We start from the raw sequence: 21,673 nt of genomic DNA, 5'->3' as shown, positions 1-21,673 counted from the left end.
GCCTCCGGCGGGAGTATTTTCAGGAACATTGAAAGACGGTTAGCCTTTGCGACGCGCACTTTCTGGACCAAGCGGGTGTTTGGCGTGCGGATATTCCGCGTGCACGTGGTCATGATCATGGTGGTGGTGATGCCCATGGTCATGGCTGTGATCGTGGCTGTGCCCGTGATCGTGGTCATGATGGTGGTGATCATGCGAATGGTCGTGGTGATGATGGTGATGCCCCATATCCAGACGGCATTCGCCGGTGCAGAACAGATCACACAGCTTACAATCCGACACGTTTGAGCCGGGCGCAGAGGCGCCTTGCCCCTCAACATGGTGGTGATGGCTTTCCTGTACCGATCCAACCTCGGCCTCAAAGCCCAGAACCTGAACGCGGTATTTGCACATCACACAGGTCGGCGGCGGCACAGAGGCCAGCGCGGGATGCGCGGTGCCTTCGGCGGCTTTGGCGCGGTCTTCGGCGGTGATGACAACCTTGCCGTCCTCCATCGCCAGTTCCTGCGTGCGGAACAGGCAGGTGCCACAGTTCGGCGGCGGTACAGCGCCCGCCTGTTCGGTGATCCGTTCGGCAAAGGTCGCCAGAACCTGTTCGTGATCGTTCAGGTAGCCTGCCTTCACAAACTGGATTTCGGGGTGATCGGCGGCAACCTTATCGGTGAAGCCATAGATCCGGTCGATCAGAATGCCGGTGAACAGGAAGTAGGGGAAGACGATGACACGTTTATAGCCCAGCTTGCTGGTGTGGCGCAGGCAGGGTTCCACCAATGGGAAGGTCACGCCGGAATAGCCGACCTCAAGCCAGCCAAAGCCCATGCCCTCTTGCAACAGGCGGGCGATTTTCGAGACGTTGGCGTTGGCATCGGGGTCCGACGCACCACGGCCAATCACCACAAGGCAGGTGTCATGCAGCGCGACCTCACCATGGTCTGCGTTGGCCTTCTCCACCGCTTCCTGAATGCGGGCACCGGCGGCAGCGACCATTTTGGGGTCAACGCCCAGCTCACGGCCATAGGACACCTCAATGCCATGCTTGGCAGCATAGGTGTTCAGCACGGTGGGAATATCGTTTTTCGAGTGCATCGCCGCAAACAGCATGCCCGGCACCGCCAGGATACGATCGCAGCCAGCTTCGCGCAGTTTGTCCAGACCGTCACGGATCACCGGGTTGGCGAATTCCAGATAGCCATATTCCACCAGCCAATCCTGCGGCAACAGGGCGGGCAGTTTTTCAGCGAGGACAGAAAATTCATCCACTGCGGCTTGGCTGCGCGACCCGTGGCCGCAGATCATTACACCAGTTTTGCTCATGACTTCAGGCTTCCTGCAATTCTTCGTCGTGGGTCGCGTCTTCGTCCGAGGCGGCATCGGCTGCCTCTGTGTCTGTCTTTTTGCCCTTCAGGCCCGCGATCAGGGCAATCACCCCCGCCGCGCCCAAAGCGCCCAGCGCAATCCAGTGATCATGGCCCGCCACATCCCCCAAATGGCCGATGTGCGCCTGCGCTGTTGTTGCCCAAAACAGGGCTGCAATTGAATAGATGGCTTTCATACCGTTCCCCCAGTTCAACCTCATCAAATAGAGAGAATGCCCGGGTTCGGGCATCTGACGACGTTTGCTCCTGATCCCCGATATGGGTCGACCGCACAAACACACCTCTCTGGCCCCCTCCTCTTGGGGACTCGTCTGGGCGTTGGTATAAGGCCGACACCCCAATGCCGCAATGCAGTTCGCGGCACTGATGCCTCCAAAGCCGACGCAAAAATGACGGACTGCGACCTCACGGCGAAATTTTGCATGCCGACGCATACACTCCTCCCCTCCAAGAGCTGTGCGCTACTGCAGGAGACTTGCGCTCGCAGGCGTGTACTCTTGCCGCAACTGCACCGCTACAGTCGCCAGAACCAATGGAAAGGACCGCAACATGGGCAAACTGATCGACGGTGTCTGGCACGACGTCTGGTATGACACCAAATCCTCTGGCGGGGCGTTCAAACGGTCAGAAGCCGCGTTCCGCAACTGGATTACCGCTGATGGTTCTGCCGGACCGTCTGGCGAAGGCGGGTTCGAGGCCGAAAGCGGTCGCTACCACCTTTATGTGTCTTATGCCTGCCCATGGGCGCACCGCGCACTGATCTTTCGCGCACTCAAGGGCTTGAGCGATCATATCACCGTATCTGCCGTGCATCCCGACATGCTGTCAGACGGCTGGCATTTCGGCACCGACTTTGACGACGCAACAGGTGATACGCTCTATGGGCTGCCGTTCATGCGCGATGTCTACCTGAAGGCCCTGCCGGATATGTCGGGTCGCGTCACGGTGCCGGTCCTGTGGGACAAGCAGCGCGAAACCATCGTGTCGAACGAAAGTTCCGAGATCATCCGCATGCTGAACAGTGCCTTTGACGGCATCACCGGCAATACGGACGACTACTGGCCCGCCGATCAGCGGGGTGCGATCGAAGAAGTGAACGCGCGCATCTACGACACGCTGAACAATGGCGTCTACAAAGCGGGCTTTGCCACGACGCAATCTGCCTATGACGCCGCGATCCATCCGCTGTTTGACACGCTGGATTGGTTGGAACAGCGCCTCAGCACCTCGCGCTATCTGATGGGGGACAAGCAGACAGAGGCCGACTGGCGCCTGTTCACCACGCTGATCCGGTTTGATCCGGTCTATCACCTGCATTTCAAATGCAACCGCGCGCGGATCATCGACTACCCCAACCTCTGGGCCTATACCCGCGATCTATACCAGACAAAAGGCGTGGCCGAGACGGTGAAAATGGATCACATCGTGCGCCACTATCATTACAGCCACGAAAGCATCAATCCGCATCGCATCCTGCCGATCAATCCGGTGTTGGACTATCTGGCACCACACGGACGTGACCCGATGGCGTGATTGCCCACTTGTGCCAGCGTCGATTTTCGGCTTTCTCTGCCCCCGATAGAGGAGCGCGCGAATGACAACTTGGATTACGGTGTGTGACACCTGCAAAACCGAAGACTGGGAGGCCTCGGGCCGCGAACAAAAAGACGGCGAAGTGCTGGCCGAACTGGTTGAGGCCTGCGCCAGTGACCGCGCAGATGTGAAAACCCGCCGCGTGTCCTGCCTGATGGGCTGCAATCACGGCTGCAACGTCGCCATTCAGGGCGAGGGCAAGCTGGCCTACACATTGGGCCGTTTTGACCCTGCCGAAGAGGCGGCAGAAGCGATCGTTGAATACGCCGCCCTACACGCCGAAAGCAAATCCGGTCAGGTGCCGTTCCGCCAGTGGCCGCAGGGGGTGAAGGGGCATTTTGTCACCCGCCATCCACCGCTGCCGACAGATGAGGCGGAATAAATGATCCAAGAGGCCCGCGATCACGGCGGCGGCGTGGATGCTGCCGCCAAAACATACGGTGGCGTCCGGTCGGATTGGCTGGACCTTTCGACAGGCATCAATCCGGTGCCCTACCCTATCGGCGTGATCGAGGCCGACGCCTGGAACGCCCTGCCTGACAAGGGCGCACAGCAAGCGTTGATCGCAGCGGCGCGGCAGTTCTGGAACGTGCCCGAAGACGCCGCAGTTTTGGCCGCGCCTGGTGCCTCCTCCCTGATCGCGCGCATTCCGGCGTTGCGCCCTGCGGGCCGCGTGGACATCCCTACGCCCACCTACAACGAACACGCTGCCGCCTTTGCCGCGGCTGGGTGGAAAATGGGGGCGGAAGGCGCCAGCGCCCGCGTGATCGTCCATCCAAACAACCCCACTGGCCATCTATACCATACGGAGCCGTATTGTTCTGATCTGCATATCATTGACGAAAGCTTCTGCGATGTAACGCCAGATGCGACGCTGATCGATCGCGCAACCAACGAAGGCGCCATCATCCTGAAAAGCTTTGGTAAATTCTGGGGTCTCGCTGGTCTGCGCCTCGGGTTTGCCATTGGCGACCCAGCCTTGATTTCGCAGCTTGAACAGATGCTGGGTCCGTGGCCCGTAGCCGGCCCCGCCCTGCGCATCGGCACGGCCGCGCTGCAAGATTACGCATGGGCCGATACCATCCGCGTGCGCCTGCAATCCGACAGTGACCGACTGGATCAGATGATGGCCCGCGCAGGTGCCACGTTACACGGCGGCACCACCCTGTTTCGCCTCTACGAGGTCGATGATGCCGCCCTGTGGCAGGACCGTTTTGCACGCGCCAAAATCTGGACCCGCATCTTCCCCTATTCGCGTAATTTCATCCGTCTGGGCCTACCTGCGCCTGACCAATGGCACCGGCTGGAGGCCGCGCTATGACCCTGTTCCTTGCCATGTTGCTGGACGCCGCCCTTGGCGAACCCAAAGCGATCTACAATCGCATCCCCCACCCCGCCGTTTTGATGGGACGGCTGATCGGTTGGGCCGACAATCGGTTCAACGATGATGAGGACGGCTATGAACGCCGCCGCGAAAAGGGTGTGCTGACCATGGCCGCACTTGGCCTTGGTGCGCTGGTGCTGGGTTGGATCCTGGCCAGCTTTGGGCCCATCGTCGAAATCCTCGTTCTGGCGGCGCTGCTGGCGCAACGCTCGCTGGTGGATCATGTGCGCGACGTGGGCAATGCCCTGCGTCTGTCGGTCGGCGATGGCCGCCTGATGGTCGCCCGTATTGTCGGGCGCGACACATCCGAAATGGACGGCCCGGCGATCAGCCGCGCCGCGATTGAGAGCGCGGCGGAAAACTTCTCCGACGGGGTGATTGCGCCGATTTTCTGGTATGCGATCCTCGGACTGCCGGGATTGCTGCTCTATAAAATTACCAACACCGCCGACAGCATGATCGGCTATCGCACCGAGCGGCATGAGGATTTCGGCTGGGCTGCGGCCAAGTTTGACGATCTGCTAAACCTGATTCCTGCCCGCCTGACTGCTGTGCTGATCGCCCTGACCCACCGCGTTTACCAAGGCTGGCCGCTACTGGTGCAGGACGCACGCCGCCACAGATCCCCCAACGCCGGCTGGCCGGAAGCCGCAATGGCCCGCGCACTGGATGTGGCCCTCGCCGGTCCGCGTTCCTACGAGGGGGAGATGCAGGATTTCGCTTACGTGAACGTCGAGGGCAGCCATGACGCAAGCCCGAACCATGTAGATGCCGCTTGCACCGCTCTGTGGCGCGTGTGGGGCGTTGTCCTCGCACTGGCGTTGATCGGCGCAGCGATCTGAGTCATTTCTAACCCAGACGGCGCCGAAGATGTTAGGCGCCATATAACCGATTAAACACGAGGCATTTATGAAACGCGCCCTTACGACACTTGCACTGATTGCAGGTCTATCCGCTCCCGCATACGCCAGCGAATGTGGCGGCAATTTCAACGCTTTTGTCAAAGACCTACGCAAAGAGGCGCAGGCCAACGGATATGACGCTGGCCTAACCAAACGCTTCTTCGCCAATGTGCGACAGGATCAGAACGTGCTGGCCGCCGACCGCCGCCAAGGCGTGTTCCAGATGGATTTCACCAGCTTTTCCCGCCGCCTAATATCGCAGGGCCGGATCAACACCGGCAAACGCAAGGCACAGGAATACAGCGCCGTTTTCGATCGGATTGAGCGTGACTATGGCGTGTCGCGCGGTGTCCTCTTGGCCTTTTGGGCGTTTGAAACGGATTACGGCGGATTTCAGGGCGACATCAACACGCTGAACGCGCTGGTCACGTTGGCCCATGACTGCCGCCGCCCTGAACTGTTCCGCCCGCAGGTCTTTGCCGCGCTGGAATTGTACCGTCAGGGCAATTTCGACCCGCAACGCACCACCGGTGCATGGGCGGGGGAAATCGGCATGGTGCAGATGCTGCCCGCCGACATTCTGGAAAACGGCGTCGATGGTGACGGCGATGGCAAGGTGTCGCTGAAAACCTCCGCCACTGATGCGCTGATGTCGGGCGGCAAGATGCTGCAACACCTCGGCTGGCGCGCGGGGGAACCGTGGCTGCAAGAGGTGCAGGTGCCTGCCGATATGGACTGGTCCCTCAGCGGCACAGCGCAGGCGCTGCCGATCAGCAAATGGCAGGCGATGGGCGTGCGCCCACGATCGGGCGCGTGGGACGGCAAGGGGCTGAAGGCCAAGCTGATCCTGCCACAGGGGCGCAAAGGCCCAGCCTTTGTCGCCTATCCGAACTTCGACGTTTATTTCGAATGGAATCAGAGCTTTACCTACGTTCTGACCGCCGCCTATTTCGGCACCCGACTGATGGGTGGCCCGGTGTTTGATGCGGGCAATCCCGAACCCGGTCTGGAAGGGGCTGACATGAAGGCACTGCAGCGCAAATTGGCGGCACGTGGACATGACGTCGGCAAGATCGACGGCATCCTTGGCGCAGGCACCCGCGCCGCAACGCAGGCGGAACAGAAACGTCTGGGTCTGCCAGCGGACGCATGGCCAACGCGAGCTTTGCTTAACGCACTCTGATAGGTTCAGGTATCTCCAATGGAAAACGGCCCCAGACGGGGCCGTTTTTTTGCGCTGTATCTAGCGATCCGCCTTATTCAGCAGGAACGGCTTGCGGCGTTTCCTGACCGCGGAAATGCTGGCGATTCAAACGTAGAACCAGCGCGATCATCGCAAACTGTGCAGCCAACGCCAATGCGGTCACCGCCCAGTAAGTCAGGCTGAACTTGTCCACCGCGCCTGCGGCCACCAGCCCTTTGTTTAGGAAGAAGTGGATCATCACCGACAGCGCCACACCGGGACAGATCAGCGCATAAGAACCGGGCGAGGTCTGGCGACCAAAGACATAGTCCTTGAAATACCCCTGACGCAGCAGCACAACCATGCCCAGACCAAGGAAGGTCAACTGAACGCTCAGCATACGGGCAAAGAACATCATCCCGTCGGCGGCATCACCGTGCGACCCGAAAGTCGTGTGCAGGCCGTGACTTTGGCGGAAGGACAGGATGCCCAAAACCGTCATCAGCGGCACGATAACCATCAAGGTTGGCCCAGCCTCCTTGGCAGTGCCGTGTTGCAGCATGGCACTGACAGCGGTGATCGCGGCGAACAGCGCATAGATCACTGCCACAACAGCGAAGAAGGTCGAAAGCAGCAGCGCAATGATCACGATCATCTGATTGTGGCTCATCGCGGCAGGGGCGGACATACCAACGCCAACCATCGACAGGGCGAAAGCAGGCATCAACTGCGCGAAGGAGTTGTGGCCAGCCAGACTAAACTGGCCTGCAGCCCCAAAAACACGGCCCAGATAGCGGCCCATCAGACGCAGCGCCCAGATGCCGATCAACGAAAAAGCCAGCAGCGCCATCGGGAACAGATATTCCACCACGGACCACAGGTTCGGCACAAAGACCATTCCGACAATGAACAATGCGTTCACGGTCATTGCCATGGCCAGCGGTGCAGCCAGCAGCGTTGCCTCGGCGTTCGACGAGGTCAGCGTTTTGTACCCTTCGGTCATTTGGAATTGGCGCAGTGCGCTCAGGTTCCACAGCAAGGTTTTAATGTTGAGGAACGCAAAAAATGCAATTCCCAGGACAGCGATCACAATTGCTGCCTGCAGCATCAAGGTCCCAGTTTGAAAGGCACGGGCGATGTCCGCGAACAGCGGGACCGGTTGATCGGGATGAGGCACCCAGAACATCAGGTACATAAAGAACGTGACAGACAACCCACCGGCGCCCAAAGAGGCGAGAAAGTAAAGCGGGTTGTAGCTGTCGGCGGGGCGTTTCAATTGCGATGCCATAATGGCCTCCAATACATTCCAATTACCGAATATATACAATATTCAGAAATCAGAATGCAACAGGATGCTTTGGGGCAGCCCACCGCCCACCGTGCCTGCCATTAACCCGCTGTTAACCGATATCGGATAGCATTCGATTTATGCGTTATATCACAGCAATTTACCTCACTCTGGCTTGCACCCTTTCCGCGTGTGACATGGCGGGGCATGGATTTCGCGGCCTCACTGCGACCCGCATTCAAATCGGCGAAATGCACTTCACCATGCGTGCCGCGGGCGATCAGGTAGAGGCGATTCGCACCAATACCATGGCGCGTCCGCGCATGGATCGGGTCAGTTTCCTAGCTGGCAGCGCAATAGAAGCAATGACCGGATGCCGGGTACACAAAATTGGCGGTGACGTGGCCGTAGCGCTGGCTGAATTGAAATGCCCCCGCGGCAGGGATCTCTCTGCACTTGCGCTAGGGGGAACCTATCGCTGCCTCCCACAGGGGGAACAGGGATCATCATCGCTATGCCTCAAGTTGGACTAACACCTATCCAACTCGCAGCAGTACATATGCCTAGATCGCGGGTGCGACCCTGAAGAGGGCCACACCCGAACTGATTTAGCTGCCGCCAAGCAATCCGTCGATAAACGCGCGGGCCGAATTTGACCGCGGAACCCAAAGGCCGCGATCCATCGCTTCTTTCAAACGTTCGGCAATCTCGCGCAGGGCGGGGGCGTTGTGATCAGCGATAAATTCGCGGGTATCGTCATCCTCGAGGAAGGCGGCGTGCACCATGTCGAAGTGGTGGTGTTTCACCACACCCGTCGTAGCGGCAAAGGCAAACAGGTAGTCGACCGTCGCCGCGATCTCGAACGCGCCTTTGTAGCCGTGGCGCTTCACGCCATCGATCCATTTGGGATTCACCACACGCGACCGTAGAACGCGGCCGATTTCCTCATCCAAAGTGCGGATCACGGGGCGTTCGGGACGGGAATGGTCGTTATGATAAATCGGACGCGCCTCGCCTTGCAGCGTCTTCACCGCCGCGGCTGCGCCACCTTCAAACTGGTAGTAGTCGTCACTGTCCAGCAGATCGTGTTCGCGGTTGTCCTGGTTCTGAACGATCGCTTCTGTCTGGCTGAGGCGCTGTTCAAATCCGGCGCGGTCGCGTTGACCCTCCCCACCGGCACCATAGGAATAGCCGCCCCATTCCAGATAGGCCTCGGCAAAATCAGCGGTGTCGTTCCAGATGCGTTCATCAATCAACGCTTGCAGACCCGCGCCATAGGCGCCGGGTTTGGAGCCAAAGACACGCGCCGTCCCTTCGCCCGCCCGCGCACGAGCGGCGGCGGGGTTCTGATCATCGCTTTCATCCAGCGCCTGAACCGCGCGTGCAGCACTGTCCACCAACGCAATCAGCTGCGGGAAGGCATCGCGGAAGAAGCCAGAGATGCGCAGCGTCACATCCACACGCGGACGGCCCAGCACCCCTTCGGGCAGGATCTCAAACCCCGTCACACGACGGTTGGCACTGTCCCATTTCGGTTTGACCCCCATCAGGGCCAACGCCTGCGCGATGTCGTCGCCGCCGGTGCGCATGTTGGCGGTGCCCCAGGCAGTGACCAGCATGCTGCGCGGCCAGTCGCCGTGGTCTTGCAGGTGTTTTTCGATCAACAGGTTCGCAGATTTCCACCCCAGCGCCCACGCGGTCGGCGTCGGCACTGCGCGGCTGTCGACGGAATAGAAATTGCGCCCTGTCGGCAGCGTGTCCAGCCGCCCGCGCGTCGGTGCGCCAGAGGGGCCGGGGGGCAGGAAGCGGCCGCCCAGCACCTTGAGGAAACCGTCACGTTCGGCCGGACCACAGGCGTCCAGCGTTGGAATGATCACATCGCGCAGATGGGCCAGAATCTCTGCCGACTGTTCGCCGGGCGCATCAGCACCAGTGCCAACCAGCGTGATCGCCAGTAGCTCCAACCGTTCTACCGTGTCGCCGGTGCTGCGCCATGTTGTTTCGTCCAGTGCGGCCAAAAGGTCGGGGCGTGCCCCCGTCCACGGCGCAGCCATGTCACAATCGAGCGGATCAAACGCCAACCCCAGATCGGTTGCCAAGGCGCGGATCAGCGAGTTTTCCGCACCCTTGCCCTGCCCGCGCGGCACACGGGCCAGCGCAATGGCCAAATCGCGGGCCTGCACGCCCTCTGGCGAGGTGCCGAAAATGTGGAGGCCATCGCGAATCTGCGCCTCTTTCAGATCGCAGAGGTAGGCGTCGAGCTTGGCCAGATCGCTCTCTTCATCCTCGCCCTTCAGGCCCGCATCCTCGCCAATGCCGGTGGCAGAGGTCAGCGATAGGATTTCACGGCGCAGATGTTCGATGCGACGGGGATCAACGCCCGCTGCTTCGTAATACTCATCCACCAGCGCCTCCAGATCCTTCATCGGGCCATAGCTTTCGGCGCGGGTCAGGGGCGGCGTCAGGTGGTCGATGATCACCGCTTGGGCACGACGTTTGGCCTGCGTGCCTTCGCCCGGATCATTGACGATGAAGGGATAAAGGTGCGGCGTGGGGCCAAAAACCACCTCGGGCCAGCAGGTCGACGACAGCGCCAGCGCCTTGCCCGGCAGCCATTCCATATTGCCGTGCTTGCCCATATGCGCGATCGCATGGGCGCCAAAGACGTGACGCAGGTAGAAATAGAAGGCCAGATAGTTGTGCGGCGGCACCAGATCGGGCGAATGGTAGGTATCCGTCGGATCGATGTTATAGCCACGCGCAGGCTGCACCCCGATCAGCGCATTGCCGAAGGGGAAGATCGACAGGGCGAAGCCTGTGTCGGCCGTGAAGAACGGATCGTCCTCCGGCTGGCCCCAGCGCGCCTCCATCGGTTCGCGCACGTCCCACGGCAGGGCATCATAGAACCGTTTGTAGTCGGCCAAGGAAAGCGTCACACCACCTTCCCGCGCGGCGCGGTCGGTCAACCAGTTGGTCGGGCCGGCCATAATCGTCTGCATCAGCGCATCACTGTCAGCGGGCGCATCCGTCACCGCGTAGCCTGCCTGATCCAGCGTTTGCAGCATGTTGACCGCAGCGGCGGGCGTGTCGAGGCCAACGCCATTGGCCAGACGGCCGTCCTTGTTAGGATAGTTCGCCAGAACCATCGCGACTTTGCGATCCGCGATAGGCGCATGACGCAGACGGGCCCAGTTCGCGGCGAGGGAGGCGACAAATTCGATCCGGTCGCCTTGGGCGCGATAGGTGGCGATGGGGCATTCGGTGGCCTCATCAAAATAGGCCTCATCCTTGAAGCTGATGGCGCGGGACAGCACGCGGCCGTCCACCTCTGGCAGGGCGACGTTCATTGCGATGTCACGCGCCGACAGGCCGGTCAGTCCTTCGGCCCAAGACTGTTCGTTGCTTCCTGCCAGCACGACTTGAAATACGGGCGCCTCATCGGCGGCGGGCATGACCAGCGGGTTGTCGGGGCTGGTGTCGCCCGCGTGCGGACTGCCGACGGCAAAGGATGTGGCGTTCAGGATGACCGAGGGTGGCGCTGCGGAGAACAGGGTTTCCAGCGTGGCGACCGACACCGGATCCTTGAGCGAGGCAACAAAAACCGGCAGCGGGTTCAGCCCCTGACGCAGCAGGGATTTCACCATGCGATTGATCGGGTTCAGACCCGCACCCTGCACCAAAGCGCGGTAGAAGATCAGCGGAACCACCGGCTGCCCCTCACGCCACGCTGTTTGCGCAGCAGAGAGATCCGCAACGCCCGCGCCCGGCCAATAGACACCCGCCCGCAACAGCGGCGCGGCAGCCTGCGGCGCCTCGCCCTCATGATCCGCCAGCATCCAACGGGCATAGGACAGAAAGTTCAGCGCATTGTCCGGCCCGCCCTCAACCATATAGGCCCACAGCGCATCGTAATCGGCGGCGGACACAGTCGACAGCTCGCGCAGTTCTGCGTCGGGTTTGTCATCGCCCGGTAGCGCCACGAAAGGCACGCCCGCCTCTGCCAGACGCGCGGCGTATTGCTGGAACCCGTATTTCCAGTAGCCCGCACCACCAAGGATCCGCGCGATCACCAGTTTCGACTTGGTCGCGCAATTGTCCAGATGCAGGTCCACCGACATTGGGTGCTGCAGGTGGGTCAGGTTCGCCAGACGCAGTTCCGGCGCGTCCTCCAGATCCTGACGCGCCTGACTCAGCGACGCCAGTTCTGTATCGGCGGCGGAAATGAATACCACTTCGGCCGGTGTCTGGCCCAGATCCACAGGTTCCTGCCCATCATCAATAGAGCCGGGGGTCGCAGCGAGAAGATGCATCTAGCAGTCCTTTGCTTGAGCTTTGTGGTAGAGTGCGGCATGAGCCGTCAGAACCAGTGAAAGAGGGATAAGATGGATTACAGCAGAATGGGCGGGGTGAAGCCCACATATGGCAAAAACAAGCCCCGCAACAAGAACGATAACCGCAACAACGACAAGGGCACCGACAAGGCTGCGCTGCTGGCCCGGATGAAGAAGGCCGCCGAAGAGGGCAAAGCGCCTGAGAAAGAGCATAAGGGCTGAGTGTTCAGCCCCTATGATATTCAACGCAAGTGTTGCTGAGGCAGGCGCGCCCATGCCTCAGGCAACCACCGCCGGCACCAGCGGTTTTGTCATAAACAGGCTGGCGGGATGTTCGGGGTAGTCCCCGAACGGGCCGCAAACGCTGTAGCCCAGACGTTTGTATAGCGCGACCGCCGGAACCAGTTTGTCACCGGTTTCCAGTTTGACAGATGTGTGCCCCAGCGCGATGGCGCGACTTTCCAGCGTGTCCATCAGATGTTGGGCCAATTGCTTGCCGCGTGCTTCGGGCGTGACGAACAGGCGTTTGACCTCGCCATAGTCGCCACAATTTACCAATGCCACACACCCCAATGCCGCGCCGCCCTCACGGGCGACGAGGAAGGTGATTTTGTCATCCACCAGTTCCTCTGGATCGAGGGTGAAGCATTCGTCAGCCGAATAGACCGCGCGCAGGGCCGCGTCGGACCCGGCCAGCAGGGCGCGCCCGTCATCGGTCAGCGGTGATTCCTGCGCGATTTCGATCATGCCTGCAGCGCCTTTTCAATTGCGGCGCGGTCCAGGCCGGATTCACCAATCACCACCAGACGGGTCTGGCGCGGCGCACTGCCGAAGGGTTGGTCGAAATAGGTATCGATGCGCGGGCCAACAGCCTGCAGGGTCAGACGCATGGGTTTGCCTTCGACCGCGGCGAAACCTTTCAGGCGCAAGATGCCGTGGTCGCGGATGACGGACACCACCTGATCAGCAAACGCCTTGGGGTCGGCCACTTCGGCGCGTTCCACAACGAAACTTTCAAAGGCGTCGTGGTCATGATCGTGGTGGTGATGGTGATCATGGTCGTGATCATCATGATGGTCATCGTCGTGGTGATGATTGTCATCATGGTGGTGATGGTGGTGGCTTTCGTGGCGGGCGTCCATGTCGCCCTCTGCCCCCACGCCTTGGCCCAACAGCACATCCACCGGCAACGCACCCATCGACGCTTTGACAACCTGCACGCCAGAGCGGCTTTCGGATTTCAGCTTGGCGGTCAGCTCGGATGCCTCATCCTCACTCAGCAGGTCGGATTTGTTGACCACGATCATGTCGGCACAGGTGACCTGATCGGCAAACAGTTCCGACAGCGGCGTTTCATGATCTAGGTTTTCGTCCATCTTGCGCTGCGCATCCACCGCGGCGACGTTGTGGGCGAACTGACCGTCATGCACGGCACGGCCGTCCACCACGGTCACAACGCCATCGACGGTCACGCGGGTCGAAATTTCGGGCCAGTTAAAGGCGCGGACCAGCGGCTGCGGCAGCGCAAGGCCAGAGGTTTCGATGACGATGTGGTCCGGCTTCTGATCACGGTCCAGCAGCTTTTCCAGCGTTGGGATGAAATCTTCGGCCACGGTGCAGCAGATGCAACCGTTCGACAGTTCCATGATATCATCTTCGGTGCAGGTTTCATCGCCGCAGCCCTTCAGGATATCGCCATCCACGCCCAGGTCGCCGAATTCGTTGATGATCAGCGCAATGCGTTTGCCGTTGGCATTGGCCAGCATGTTGCGGATCAGGGTGGTTTTCCCGGCGCCCAGGAAACCTGTGACAACGGTGGCGGGGATCTTGGCGGGCATATTTCTGTTCCCTCTCTTTGGGCGGCAATGACTGCGGAACCTGCGGCGTGCAGACCGGTTTTCGGCTATGTAATCAGTGCGGGGGTGCGGCGCCAGAGGTTGGTCGCCCAAAGCGGTCGCGCAGACGTGCGACCTTCGGGCGTCTTCCCTCGTCACCCGTCATCCCCGACGGATCAGGTTATATCTGCGCATGGCAGGTCTCCTGGCTGGCGGATCAACACCGCTGTCGCCTTCCCAAGCGGATGCTCAGTGGCAGTGTGACAGTGGCTCACCGCGGACAGTCGCGGGGGCGGCTGTGGTCGCAGGCTCCGACTTGGATCGCCCGTTCCACATTCCCTCTTCGTCCTGCACGCGACAGCGGCGCACAGAAACCATACGAGGCATTTGATCGCGTGAATGCGCCCCAGAGGTCAAGCGTGTTTGCGCAACGTCGGGGACTAAAAACGACGTCCATTCGCAGGGGTTTTCCCGCAAAACCGCAATATTTTGTGGATAACTGGCAGGATAAGTCGAAATACAGGGGCATTGCGTTGACTCACGCCTTCGTGACCACTCAGGATCAATGATCATTGGAATCATATTTAGGCCACCGCAGGGATACCGCGCCACTTGCTGTTTTCGAAACTCAGACTGACCGGCTTCAAAAGCTTCGTCGATCCGACCGATCTGTTGATCAAGGACGGGTTGACCGGTGTGGTTGGGCCGAACGGTTGTGGCAAGTCGAACCTGCTGGAGGCGCTGCGCTGGGTGATGGGTGAAACCCGCCCCAAGGCCATGCGCGGCGGCGGGATGGAGGATGTGATTTTCGCCGGCGCCTCGTCCCGTCCGGCGCGAAACTATGCAGAGGTCAGCCTTGTCATCGACAACTCGCAACGCTTGGCGCCTGCGGGGTTTAACGATGACGACCAGCTGGAAATCGTCCGCCGGATCACCCGCGATGTGGGATCTGCCTATAAGGTGAACACCAAGGACGTGCGCGCCCGTGACGTGCAGATGCTGTTCGCCGATGCCTCCACCGGGGCGCATTCGCCTGCACTGGTTCGGCAGGGGCAAATTTCGGAACTGATCAACGCCAAACCAAAGGCGCGGCGGCGCATTCTGGAAGAGGCGGCGGGCATTTCTGGCCTTTATCAGCGGCGCCATGAGGCGGAACTGAAACTGAAGGGCGCGGAGCAGAATCTGGCCCGCGTCGATGACGTGGTGGATCAACTGGCCAGCCAACTGGCGACGCTGGACCGTCAGGCCCGACAGGCGGCCCGCTATCGGACCATTGGTGAGGAACTGCGCAAGGCAGAAGGTCTGCTTCTCTACCGTCGCTGGCGCGAAGCGGATGAAGCGCGATTGGCGGCTGAGGAAGAGCTGCGGTCCCGCGTGACCGCCGCTGCACAGGCTGAGGCCGAGGCGCGCAAAATCGCCAAGATGCGCGAAGAACTGGACGCAGGCCTGCCCCCTTTGCGGGAGGAAGAGGCGATTGCCGCCGCGATCCTGCAACGCCTTATGGTGCAGCGTGACACGCTAAAGGATCAGGAAGCCCAAGCGCTGCAATCTATTGAGACGCTGAAAAACCGCATCCTGCAGATGGCTAAGGATATCGAGCGTGAGGCGGGCCTGAACCGTGACGCTGGCGAAACGATCGAACGTCTGGAGTGGGAAGCGCGGGAGTTGCAAAAGGCCAGCGAAGGTCATGAGGACAAGCTAGAGATCGCGTCAGAGATGGCGCAAGAGGCCGCTGCCATCCTGCAAGAGCGTGAGGCAGAGATGTCGCAACAAACCGAAGATGTTGCGCGCCTGTCCGCCCGTCACCAATCGGCGCAGCGCCTGCTGGATGATGTGCGCCGCACGCTGGCGCGGTCCGAGGCGGAGGCGATGAAAGCCCGCGATGCCGTCACCGCCGCACAGCAGGCGTCGGAGCAGGCAGAGGCGAATTTCGCCACCGCTGAGGAAGAGGCAGAGATCGCGCAGGCCACGGCTGAGAACGCCGAAGAGACCCTACTGGAGGCAGAGACCGCCCGCGCCGAAACCCAAGCGCGCGAAGCGGATGTGCGCGCCGAACGGTCTGAGGCAGAGGGTGAGCTGAACGCACTACGGGCAGAGGTCACGGCGCTGGCGAAGCTGCTGGAGCGTGACACGGCAGAGGGTGGCCAGATCCTTGACCGTCTGCAGGTGGAAATGGGCTTTGAAAAGGCACTGGGCGCGGCCCTTGCCGATGATCTGCGCGCCCCGCAGGTAGAGGGGGATGGCCCCTCTGGCTGGACGGAATTGCCGGATTATGAGGTGGTGCAGCCTCTGCCCGACGGAGTGCCTGCGCTGTCCAACCATGTCTCGGTCCCTGATGTTCTGGCCCGCCGGATGGATCAAATCGGTTTGATCGAACCAGAGGATGCGCCGCGTCTGCAACCCCTATTGCAGCCTGGTCAGCGCCTTGTGTCGATGGAGGGTGACCTGTGGCGTTGGGACGGCTACCGCGCCTGGGCCGAGGATGCGCCGTCGGCAGCCGCGCTGCGCCTGCAACAGCTGAACCGACTGGAAGAATTGAAGCAGCAATCCGAACACGCCAACAGTCGTGCCGACGCCGCCCGTGCCGCCCATGAAGCGCTGACACAGCGTTTGGCCGACCTGACCAACGCCGATCAGGCCGCGCGTCAGGCGCGCCGTGATGCGGATCGTCTGGTGAATGAAGCCTCCCGCAAACTGTCGCGGGCAGAGGCGGATATGACATTGGCGGGCTCAAAACTCGAAAGCCTCGGCATGGCGGTGGAACGCCATGAGGATGAGGCGATGGAAGCGCGCGAGCGTGTGGTTGAGGCCGAAGAGGCGATGGAGGATCTGGACGATCTAACAGAGGCCCGCGCCGCGATCGAGGATCTGAAGCTGACGGTTGAGGCCGCGCGGATGACCATGATGACCAAACGCTCCGCCCATGATGAGGTGCGCCGCGAGGGTGAAGCGCGTTTGCGTCGGACCCAAGAGGTGACCAAAGAAATCTCTGGTTGGAAACACCGGCTGGAAACCGCCTCCAAGCGCAGCACCGAATTGGCAGAGCGCAAGGAAGAAAGCGAAGAAGAACTGGCCGAAGCCATGGCCATGCCCGAAGAGATCGCGGAAAAGCGCGAGGAGTTGGGCGAGGCGATTGAAACTGCAGAGGATCGTCGCAAACAAGCCGCAGATGTGTTGGCAGAGGCGGAAAATGCCCTGCGACTGGCCGAACAGGGCGAGCGCGACGCGGAACGCGCCGCATCGGATGCCCGCGAAGCCCGCGCAGGGTCAGAGGCCCGCGCAGAGGCCGCCCGCGAAACCGTTGCCCTGACCGTTGAACGTATTGATGAGGTGATGCAGGTCACGCCGCAGGCGCTGCTGCAAACGCTGGATGTAAACCCCGACGACATGGCCGATGCCGAGGCATTGGAACAGGACGTAAACCGCCTGAAACGCCAGCGCGACGCCCTCGGCGCGGTCAACCTGCGCGCGGAGGAAGATGCCAAGGAAGTGCGCGAAGAGCACGGGTCGCTGGTCGATGAAAAAGCCGATCTCGAAGAGGCGATCAAAGCGCTGCGGTCGGGCATTGCCAACCTCAACAAAGAGGGGCGCGAACGGCTACTGACAGCGTTTGAACAGGTAAACTCCAACTTCTCACTGCTGTTCACCCACCTTTTTGGCGGCGGCGAGGCCAATCTGGAACTGATCGAAAGCGACGATCCGCTGGACGCGGGGCTAGAAATCATGTGCCAACCGCCGGGCAAGAAACTGTCGACGCTGTCGCTGCTGTCTGGTGGGGAACAGACGCTAACCGCGATGGCGCTGATCTTTGCCGTGTTCCTCGCCAACCCTGCGCCGATCTGTGTGCTGGACGAGGTGGACGCGCCGCTGGATGATGCGAACGTGACGCGCTTCTGTGATTTGCTGGATGAAATGTGCCGCCGCACCGACACCCGCTTCCTGATCATCACCCACCACGCGGTCACTATGGCACGGATGGATCGCCTGTTCGGCGTCACCATGCAGGAACAGGGCGTCAGCCAATTGGTGAGTGTTGATCTGAAGAAAGCCGAAGCGCTGGTCGCCTAATCGATCCTGCATCGCCATCACCCCGACGTCACCGTATTGTGACCCTATTTCGCCTCAACTCGTGTCAGGATCATTGGGAACAGGAGGTGGAGAATGCAGATATTGAACACAGTGAAATGGGCCGCTGTGGCCGCGCTGATGGCAGGCCCGATACTAGCGCAGGACCAGGTCTGGCCTGACCGCGACAGCGATACGTTGCTCAGCCAATCCGACCTACAGGACAGGCTCACAGGCCGCACGCTGGTGTTTTTTGACGGCGGCACCTCTGCTTATAAACGTGATGGCACCTATCAATGGACCTATGCCGGTGGCGGCGATTGGCACGGCATGTGGCGCACGATGGAGGGCAGTGTGGTCTGCGTCGATTTCATCACCGAGGTGACGCGCTGCGACCGCATCGTGGAAAGCAGCGACCGGTTGGTTGTGCTGACGGCGGATGGCCAACGCTTTCCGGTGAAAACCACCGAATGACCTACCGGGGGTAGCGCAGCTTTGGCTCTTGCGCCCCTGCGCCAAACACACCACACTCCACCGCGAACAGTAAATACACGCGACAGGAGATCGAGCTGATGACTGCCGACAGCGACCGTCACGCAATGAAAATGGCCAAGAAAAAGGCCGCCCGTGACAAGATCATGGCCACCAAGACCGACGAAAAAGGTCTGATCATCGTCAACACAGGCAAGGGCAAGGGCAAAAGTTCTGCCGCGTTTGGCATGATCTTCCGCTGCATTGCCCACGACATGAAATGCGCCGTGGTGCAGTTCATCAAAGGCGGGATGAGCACTGGCGAACGTGATCTGATTCTGGGCAAGTTTTCCGACACCTGTTCCTTCCACACCATGGGCGAAGGGTTCACCTGGGAAACGCAGGACCGTGACCGCGACGTGGAAATGGCGCAGGCCGCGTGGGAAAAGGCCAAAGAGCTGATCCGCGATGACAGCCACAAGATGGTGTTGCTGGACGAAATCAACATCGCGCTGCGCTATGACTACATCGACGTAAACGAGGTGGTGAAATTCCTTGAGGAAGAAAAACCGCACATGACCCACGTGGTCCTGACCGGTCGCAACGCCAAAGAAGAACTGATCGAAGCCGCCGATCTGGTGACTGAGATGGAGCTGGTCAAACACCCCTTCCGCGCAGGTATCAAGGCACAGATCGGGGTGGAGTTTTAAGCGCTCCCGAACGAACAAACCCAAGGTGCGCACCACATCCGATGCGCACCTGACCAATCCCCTGCTTGTCAGCCACCAATGCTGGTCATATAAATTGACCAATTGCTAAAAGGTGACAGATGCCCTTCCAGAAAGTTCAGCCCGAAAAACTCTCCACCGCGGTGACGCGGCAGATCGAACTGTTGATCCTGCGTGGCATCCTGCGCCCGGGCGAACGACTGCCTGCTGAGCGCGAGTTGGCCGACCGATTGGGCGTGTCACGCCCATCGCTGCGCGAGGCGATTTCGGACCTGCAGGACAAGGGCTTGCTGACCTCTAAGGCGGGATCCGGGATCTATGTTGCGGACGTGCTGGGATCGGCATTTTCTGATGCACTGGTCAAGCTGTTTGCCAACCATGATGAGGCGGTGTTTGACTACATCTCTTTCCGCCGTGACATGGAAGGACTGGCCGCCGAACGCGCGGCGCGACTGGCATCAGACACCGATTTGAAAGTGATCCAAACCATTTTCAACAAAATGGAAGGTGCCCATTCCAAACGCAATCCGGATGACGAAGCGCAACTGGATGCGGACTTCCATCTGTCGATCATCGAAGCCAGCCATAACGTGATCATGCTGCACATGATGCGGTCGATGTATCAGCTGCTGCGTGAAGGCGTTTTTTATAACCGCAAGATGATGTTCAAACAGCGCACTACCCGTGACACCCTGCTGACCCAGCACCGCGCAATCAACAATGCACTACAGTCCCGCGATGCCGAAGGCGCACGTCGCGCGGTTGAGGCGCATTTGGATTACGTCCGTACCACGCTGCAGGATCTGAACAAAAGCGAACGCAACGAACGGGTCGCTCAGCAGCGGTTCCAGCACGAACAATCGCGCTAAACTAAAAAAGGCGGCAAAACTGCCGCCTCTCCTCTCTGTTGCATTACCTGCCAAACCATCATGCGATGGCGCGGAAACGCTCTTCCAGATCGGTCGCCATCCCTGCGACGCGGGTGTGGAACCCCTTGTTCAGCTTGGTGCGTGCAAGCTTCATCGATTGCAGCAGCAAACGTGCCGACAGTGTGTGTGCTTCCAGCACCAATTCCAGCGATAGACGGGTGCGATCACGCGACATCGCCACCAGTTCGATGTCAACACGGCCACCCAGACCCTGCCCATCCATTTTGAACCGCAGGACATTCGGCGCATCGAATTCGGTCAGCGTCAAACGCCCTTCGCGCAGTTTGCCACGGTAGTCAAAGGTGACATCCCATTCCATCCCCTCACCAGTGGCAGGCAACATATCACGGCGTTCAACCTCGATCCCACGGCGCAGCGCAGCGCGTTCGAATGTCTCAAACTCTGTCATCATGGCAAAGACGTGGTCAATCGGTACATTCACATCTTCTTTGGCAGAAAAAATCATTAAATTGCCTACTGTTCGCTTGTGTTTCGACGTGTCGCGGGACGAAGTTTCCGATCAATCCATGCGATCTGCAAGCCAGTTTCGCAACATAAAATGTGCAATTGCACCTTCTCGCGCTGGTTTCAGATGCGGATGACGTCCTGCGAATGCCTGCATGATCTCTTCTCTGCTGAACCAACAGGCATCCTCGATCTCGTTAGGGTCGATCGTGATCTCTTCACTCAGCGCTTCGCCCGCACATCCCATCATCAGAGAATTCGGAAAAGCCCAGGGCTGACTGGCCACATATTGGACCACCCCAACCTTTACCGCAGCCTCTTCCCAAACTTCGCGGCGCACGGCCGCTTCGATGGTTTCGCCCGGTTCGACAAACCCCGCTAGCAGCGAATACATCCCCTCTGGCCAGCCCGGTGACCGGCCCATCAGCACCTGATTGCCGCGCGTGATCAGCATAATGACAACCGGATCAGTGCGGGGGAAATGATAGGCGCCGCAACTATCGCAATTGCGCTGCCACCCTGCCTGCACCACATGACTGGGAGCACCGCAACGCGCACAGAAACCATGGCTGCGGTGCCAGTTGAAAAGAGCAAGCGCTGTCGCCACCAATTCCGCATCACGCGACGACAGAGCTGACATGACCATGCGCAACTCAACAAACAGCGCATCCGGCAGTTCGGGGTGCTGTTGGCGTGAACGATCCGCAAATGCATCAATCGCAGCATCTTCGGCGCCAATGGGGTGCCAACTGGAGATATCCTGCGCAAAAATCGCCGCGCCGCCTTCTTCGATGCCCAAAAAGATCGGGGCCTCTTCGGCCATGTGCAAAGCGGGATGATCCAAAGGCAGCCGCAACACCTGAGCGTCCCCATCAGGGTCTAAAACCAACGGTTTGCCACGCCACAAAACAATTGTGCGGCTGGTTACAGCACGCAGCAGTGCATCGACCTCACCACGTTGTGCCGCCGCACGATCTAGTCCGGAACCACCAAAGGTCACTGTCTCTGCTAGTTTCACCCGTTTCCCCCCTAGGCCCCCTATTCGTCGCATAGCCGACCCTATGCGCAGTCACACCGAAGGGAAAGAAACAAAGCGCGGTCAAGGCCACTCCGCTCTAGGGCG

Annotated in this window: 18 protein-coding genes and 1 riboswitch; of the genes, 10 read left to right on the top strand and 8 right to left on the bottom strand. The window is 60.2% G+C overall.

All coding sequences use genetic code 11. The features are described from left to right. Positions 1–39 precede the first annotated feature (39 nt). Both TM5383_RS00195 and TM5383_RS00190 read right to left on the bottom strand, forming a co-directional pair. A complete protein-coding gene (locus tag TM5383_RS00195) occupies positions 40–1,314 on the bottom strand; it encodes a sirohydrochlorin chelatase (RefSeq protein WP_058317034.1) in 1,275 nt (424 codons plus the stop codon). A gap of 4 nt (positions 1,315–1,318) precedes the next feature. Continuing rightward, a complete protein-coding gene (locus TM5383_RS00190) occupies positions 1,319–1,552 on the bottom strand; it encodes a DUF6732 family protein (RefSeq protein ID WP_058317033.1) in 234 nt (77 codons plus the stop codon). Between the two features lie 373 nt (positions 1,553–1,925). Here TM5383_RS00190 and TM5383_RS00185 point away from each other — a divergent pair, with 373 nt between their 5' ends. The 5 genes from TM5383_RS00185 to TM5383_RS00165 all read left to right on the top strand — a co-directional run bounded on the left by TM5383_RS00185 (position 1,926) and on the right by TM5383_RS00165 (position 6,438). Further along, entirely contained in the window at positions 1,926–2,909 is a 984-nt protein-coding gene (locus tag TM5383_RS00185) for a glutathione S-transferase family protein (protein WP_058317032.1), read from the top strand. 61 nt (positions 2,910–2,970) lie between these two features. Continuing rightward, positions 2,971–3,351: a DUF1636 family protein gene (locus tag TM5383_RS00180; RefSeq protein WP_058317031.1), complete on the top strand. Its 381-nt coding sequence runs from the start codon at positions 2,971–2,973 to the stop codon at positions 3,349–3,351. Then, complete coding sequence (locus TM5383_RS00175; RefSeq protein ID WP_058317030.1) at positions 3,352–4,290, top strand: threonine-phosphate decarboxylase; 939 nt, start codon at positions 3,352–3,354, stop codon at positions 4,288–4,290. Then, a complete protein-coding gene (gene cbiB / locus TM5383_RS00170) occupies positions 4,287–5,195 on the top strand; it encodes an adenosylcobinamide-phosphate synthase CbiB (protein ID WP_058317029.1) in 909 nt (302 codons plus the stop codon). Before TM5383_RS00175 ends, cbiB begins: the two co-directional genes overlap by 4 nt. A 67-nt stretch (positions 5,196–5,262) precedes the next feature. Beyond that, entirely contained in the window at positions 5,263–6,438 is a 1,176-nt protein-coding gene (locus TM5383_RS00165; RefSeq protein ID WP_058317028.1) for a lytic murein transglycosylase, read from the top strand. Between the two features lie 73 nt (positions 6,439–6,511). On the opposite strand, the gene TM5383_RS00160 is transcribed toward TM5383_RS00165, so the two are convergent. Together TM5383_RS00160 and cobN are read right to left on the bottom strand one after the other, a co-directional pair. Then, positions 6,512–7,726 (bottom strand): TsoY family (seleno)protein, encoded by a 1,215-nt coding sequence (locus TM5383_RS00160; RefSeq protein WP_058317027.1) that lies wholly within the window; start codon positions 7,724–7,726, stop codon positions 6,512–6,514. A 608-nt stretch (positions 7,727–8,334) separates the two neighbouring features. Further along, positions 8,335–12,036: a cobaltochelatase subunit CobN gene (cobN, locus tag TM5383_RS00150; protein WP_058317025.1), complete on the bottom strand. Its 3,702-nt coding sequence runs from the start codon at positions 12,034–12,036 to the stop codon at positions 8,335–8,337. Between the two features lie 72 nt (positions 12,037–12,108). Here cobN and TM5383_RS16790 point away from each other — a divergent pair, with 72 nt between their 5' ends. Beyond that, positions 12,109–12,279 carry a hypothetical protein gene (locus TM5383_RS16790; RefSeq protein WP_197407344.1) on the top strand — a complete coding sequence of 57 codons (171 nt, stop codon included), beginning with the start codon at positions 12,109–12,111 and terminating at the stop codon, positions 12,277–12,279. Positions 12,280–12,336: 57 nt separating this feature from the next. Here TM5383_RS16790 and TM5383_RS00145 read toward each other — a convergent pair whose 3' ends face one another. Both TM5383_RS00145 and cobW read right to left on the bottom strand, forming a co-directional pair. Further along, complete coding sequence (locus tag TM5383_RS00145; RefSeq protein ID WP_058317024.1) at positions 12,337–12,804, bottom strand: GNAT family N-acetyltransferase; 468 nt, start codon at positions 12,802–12,804, stop codon at positions 12,337–12,339. Further along, on the bottom strand, positions 12,801–13,895 hold the full coding sequence (gene cobW / locus TM5383_RS00140; protein ID WP_058317023.1) for a cobalamin biosynthesis protein CobW: 1,095 nt from the start codon (positions 13,893–13,895) through the stop codon (positions 12,801–12,803). Before cobW ends, TM5383_RS00145 begins: the two co-directional genes overlap by 4 nt. Positions 13,896–14,070: 175 nt before the next feature. Continuing rightward, positions 14,071–14,286: riboswitch (cobalamin riboswitch) on the bottom strand. 218 nt (positions 14,287–14,504) lie between these two features. On the opposite strand from cobW, the gene TM5383_RS00135 reads away from it, so the two are divergent. From TM5383_RS00135 to TM5383_RS00120, 4 genes are all read left to right on the top strand, one after another. Beyond that, the gene (locus TM5383_RS00135; RefSeq protein ID WP_058317022.1) at positions 14,505–17,960 is read left to right on the top strand and encodes a chromosome segregation SMC family protein; all 3,456 of its coding nucleotides are present in this window, start codon (positions 14,505–14,507) and stop codon (positions 17,958–17,960) included. Positions 17,961–18,053: 93 nt separating this feature from the next. Further along, entirely contained in the window at positions 18,054–18,431 is a 378-nt protein-coding gene (locus TM5383_RS00130; protein ID WP_058317021.1) for a hypothetical protein, read from the top strand. Between the two features lie 98 nt (positions 18,432–18,529). Then, positions 18,530–19,138 carry a cob(I)yrinic acid a,c-diamide adenosyltransferase gene (gene cobO, locus TM5383_RS00125; protein ID WP_058317020.1) on the top strand — a complete coding sequence of 203 codons (609 nt, stop codon included), beginning with the start codon at positions 18,530–18,532 and terminating at the stop codon, positions 19,136–19,138. 119 nt (positions 19,139–19,257) lie between these two features. Next, positions 19,258–20,025 carry a FadR/GntR family transcriptional regulator gene (locus TM5383_RS00120; RefSeq protein WP_058317019.1) on the top strand — a complete coding sequence of 256 codons (768 nt, stop codon included), beginning with the start codon at positions 19,258–19,260 and terminating at the stop codon, positions 20,023–20,025. A 58-nt stretch (positions 20,026–20,083) separates the two neighbouring features. Here the strand turns inward: TM5383_RS00120 and TM5383_RS00115 are convergent, their stop codons facing one another. Continuing rightward, positions 20,084–20,551, bottom strand: a complete 468-nt coding sequence (locus TM5383_RS00115) for an SRPBCC family protein (RefSeq protein ID WP_058317018.1) — start codon at positions 20,549–20,551, stop codon at positions 20,084–20,086. A gap of 54 nt (positions 20,552–20,605) precedes the next feature. Then, positions 20,606–21,568 carry an NAD(+) diphosphatase gene (gene nudC, locus TM5383_RS00110; protein WP_058317017.1) on the bottom strand — a complete coding sequence of 321 codons (963 nt, stop codon included), beginning with the start codon at positions 21,566–21,568 and terminating at the stop codon, positions 20,606–20,608. Positions 21,569–21,673 lie beyond the last annotated feature (105 nt).

Origin of the sequence: Thalassovita mediterranea, assembly GCF_001458435.1 — a bacterium.
Lineage (GTDB): Bacteria > Pseudomonadota > Alphaproteobacteria > Rhodobacterales > Rhodobacteraceae > Thalassobius > Thalassobius mediterraneus.
This window is presented reverse-complemented; position numbering and strand designations above follow the sequence as displayed.

Bases quoted from the DNA above. Each gene is read 5' to 3' on its own strand.
- TM5383_RS00195 (WP_058317034.1), bottom strand. From the start codon at position 1,314: ATGAGCAAAACTGGTGTAATGATCTGCGGCCACGGGTCGCGCAGCCAA.
- TM5383_RS00190 (WP_058317033.1), bottom strand. From the start codon at position 1,552: ATGAAAGCCATCTATTCAATTGCAGCCCTGTTTTGGGCAACAACAGCG.
- TM5383_RS00185 (WP_058317032.1), top strand. From the start codon at position 1,926: ATGGGCAAACTGATCGACGGTGTCTGGCACGACGTCTGGTATGACACC.
- TM5383_RS00180 (WP_058317031.1), top strand. From the start codon at position 2,971: ATGACAACTTGGATTACGGTGTGTGACACCTGCAAAACCGAAGACTGG.
- TM5383_RS00175 (WP_058317030.1), top strand. From the start codon at position 3,352: ATGATCCAAGAGGCCCGCGATCACGGCGGCGGCGTGGATGCTGCCGCC.
- cbiB (WP_058317029.1), top strand. From the start codon at position 4,287: ATGACCCTGTTCCTTGCCATGTTGCTGGACGCCGCCCTTGGCGAACCC.
- TM5383_RS00165 (WP_058317028.1), top strand. From the start codon at position 5,263: ATGAAACGCGCCCTTACGACACTTGCACTGATTGCAGGTCTATCCGCT.
- TM5383_RS00160 (WP_058317027.1), bottom strand. From the start codon at position 7,726: ATGGCATCGCAATTGAAACGCCCCGCCGACAGCTACAACCCGCTTTAC.
- cobN (WP_058317025.1), bottom strand. From the start codon at position 12,036: ATGCATCTTCTCGCTGCGACCCCCGGCTCTATTGATGATGGGCAGGAA.
- TM5383_RS16790 (WP_197407344.1), top strand. From the start codon at position 12,109: ATGGATTACAGCAGAATGGGCGGGGTGAAGCCCACATATGGCAAAAAC.
- TM5383_RS00145 (WP_058317024.1), bottom strand. From the start codon at position 12,804: ATGATCGAAATCGCGCAGGAATCACCGCTGACCGATGACGGGCGCGCC.
- cobW (WP_058317023.1), bottom strand. From the start codon at position 13,895: ATGCCCGCCAAGATCCCCGCCACCGTTGTCACAGGTTTCCTGGGCGCC.
- TM5383_RS00130 (WP_058317021.1), top strand. From the start codon at position 18,054: ATGCAGATATTGAACACAGTGAAATGGGCCGCTGTGGCCGCGCTGATG.
- cobO (WP_058317020.1), top strand. From the start codon at position 18,530: ATGACTGCCGACAGCGACCGTCACGCAATGAAAATGGCCAAGAAAAAG.
- TM5383_RS00120 (WP_058317019.1), top strand. From the start codon at position 19,258: ATGCCCTTCCAGAAAGTTCAGCCCGAAAAACTCTCCACCGCGGTGACG.
- TM5383_RS00115 (WP_058317018.1), bottom strand. From the start codon at position 20,551: ATGATTTTTTCTGCCAAAGAAGATGTGAATGTACCGATTGACCACGTC.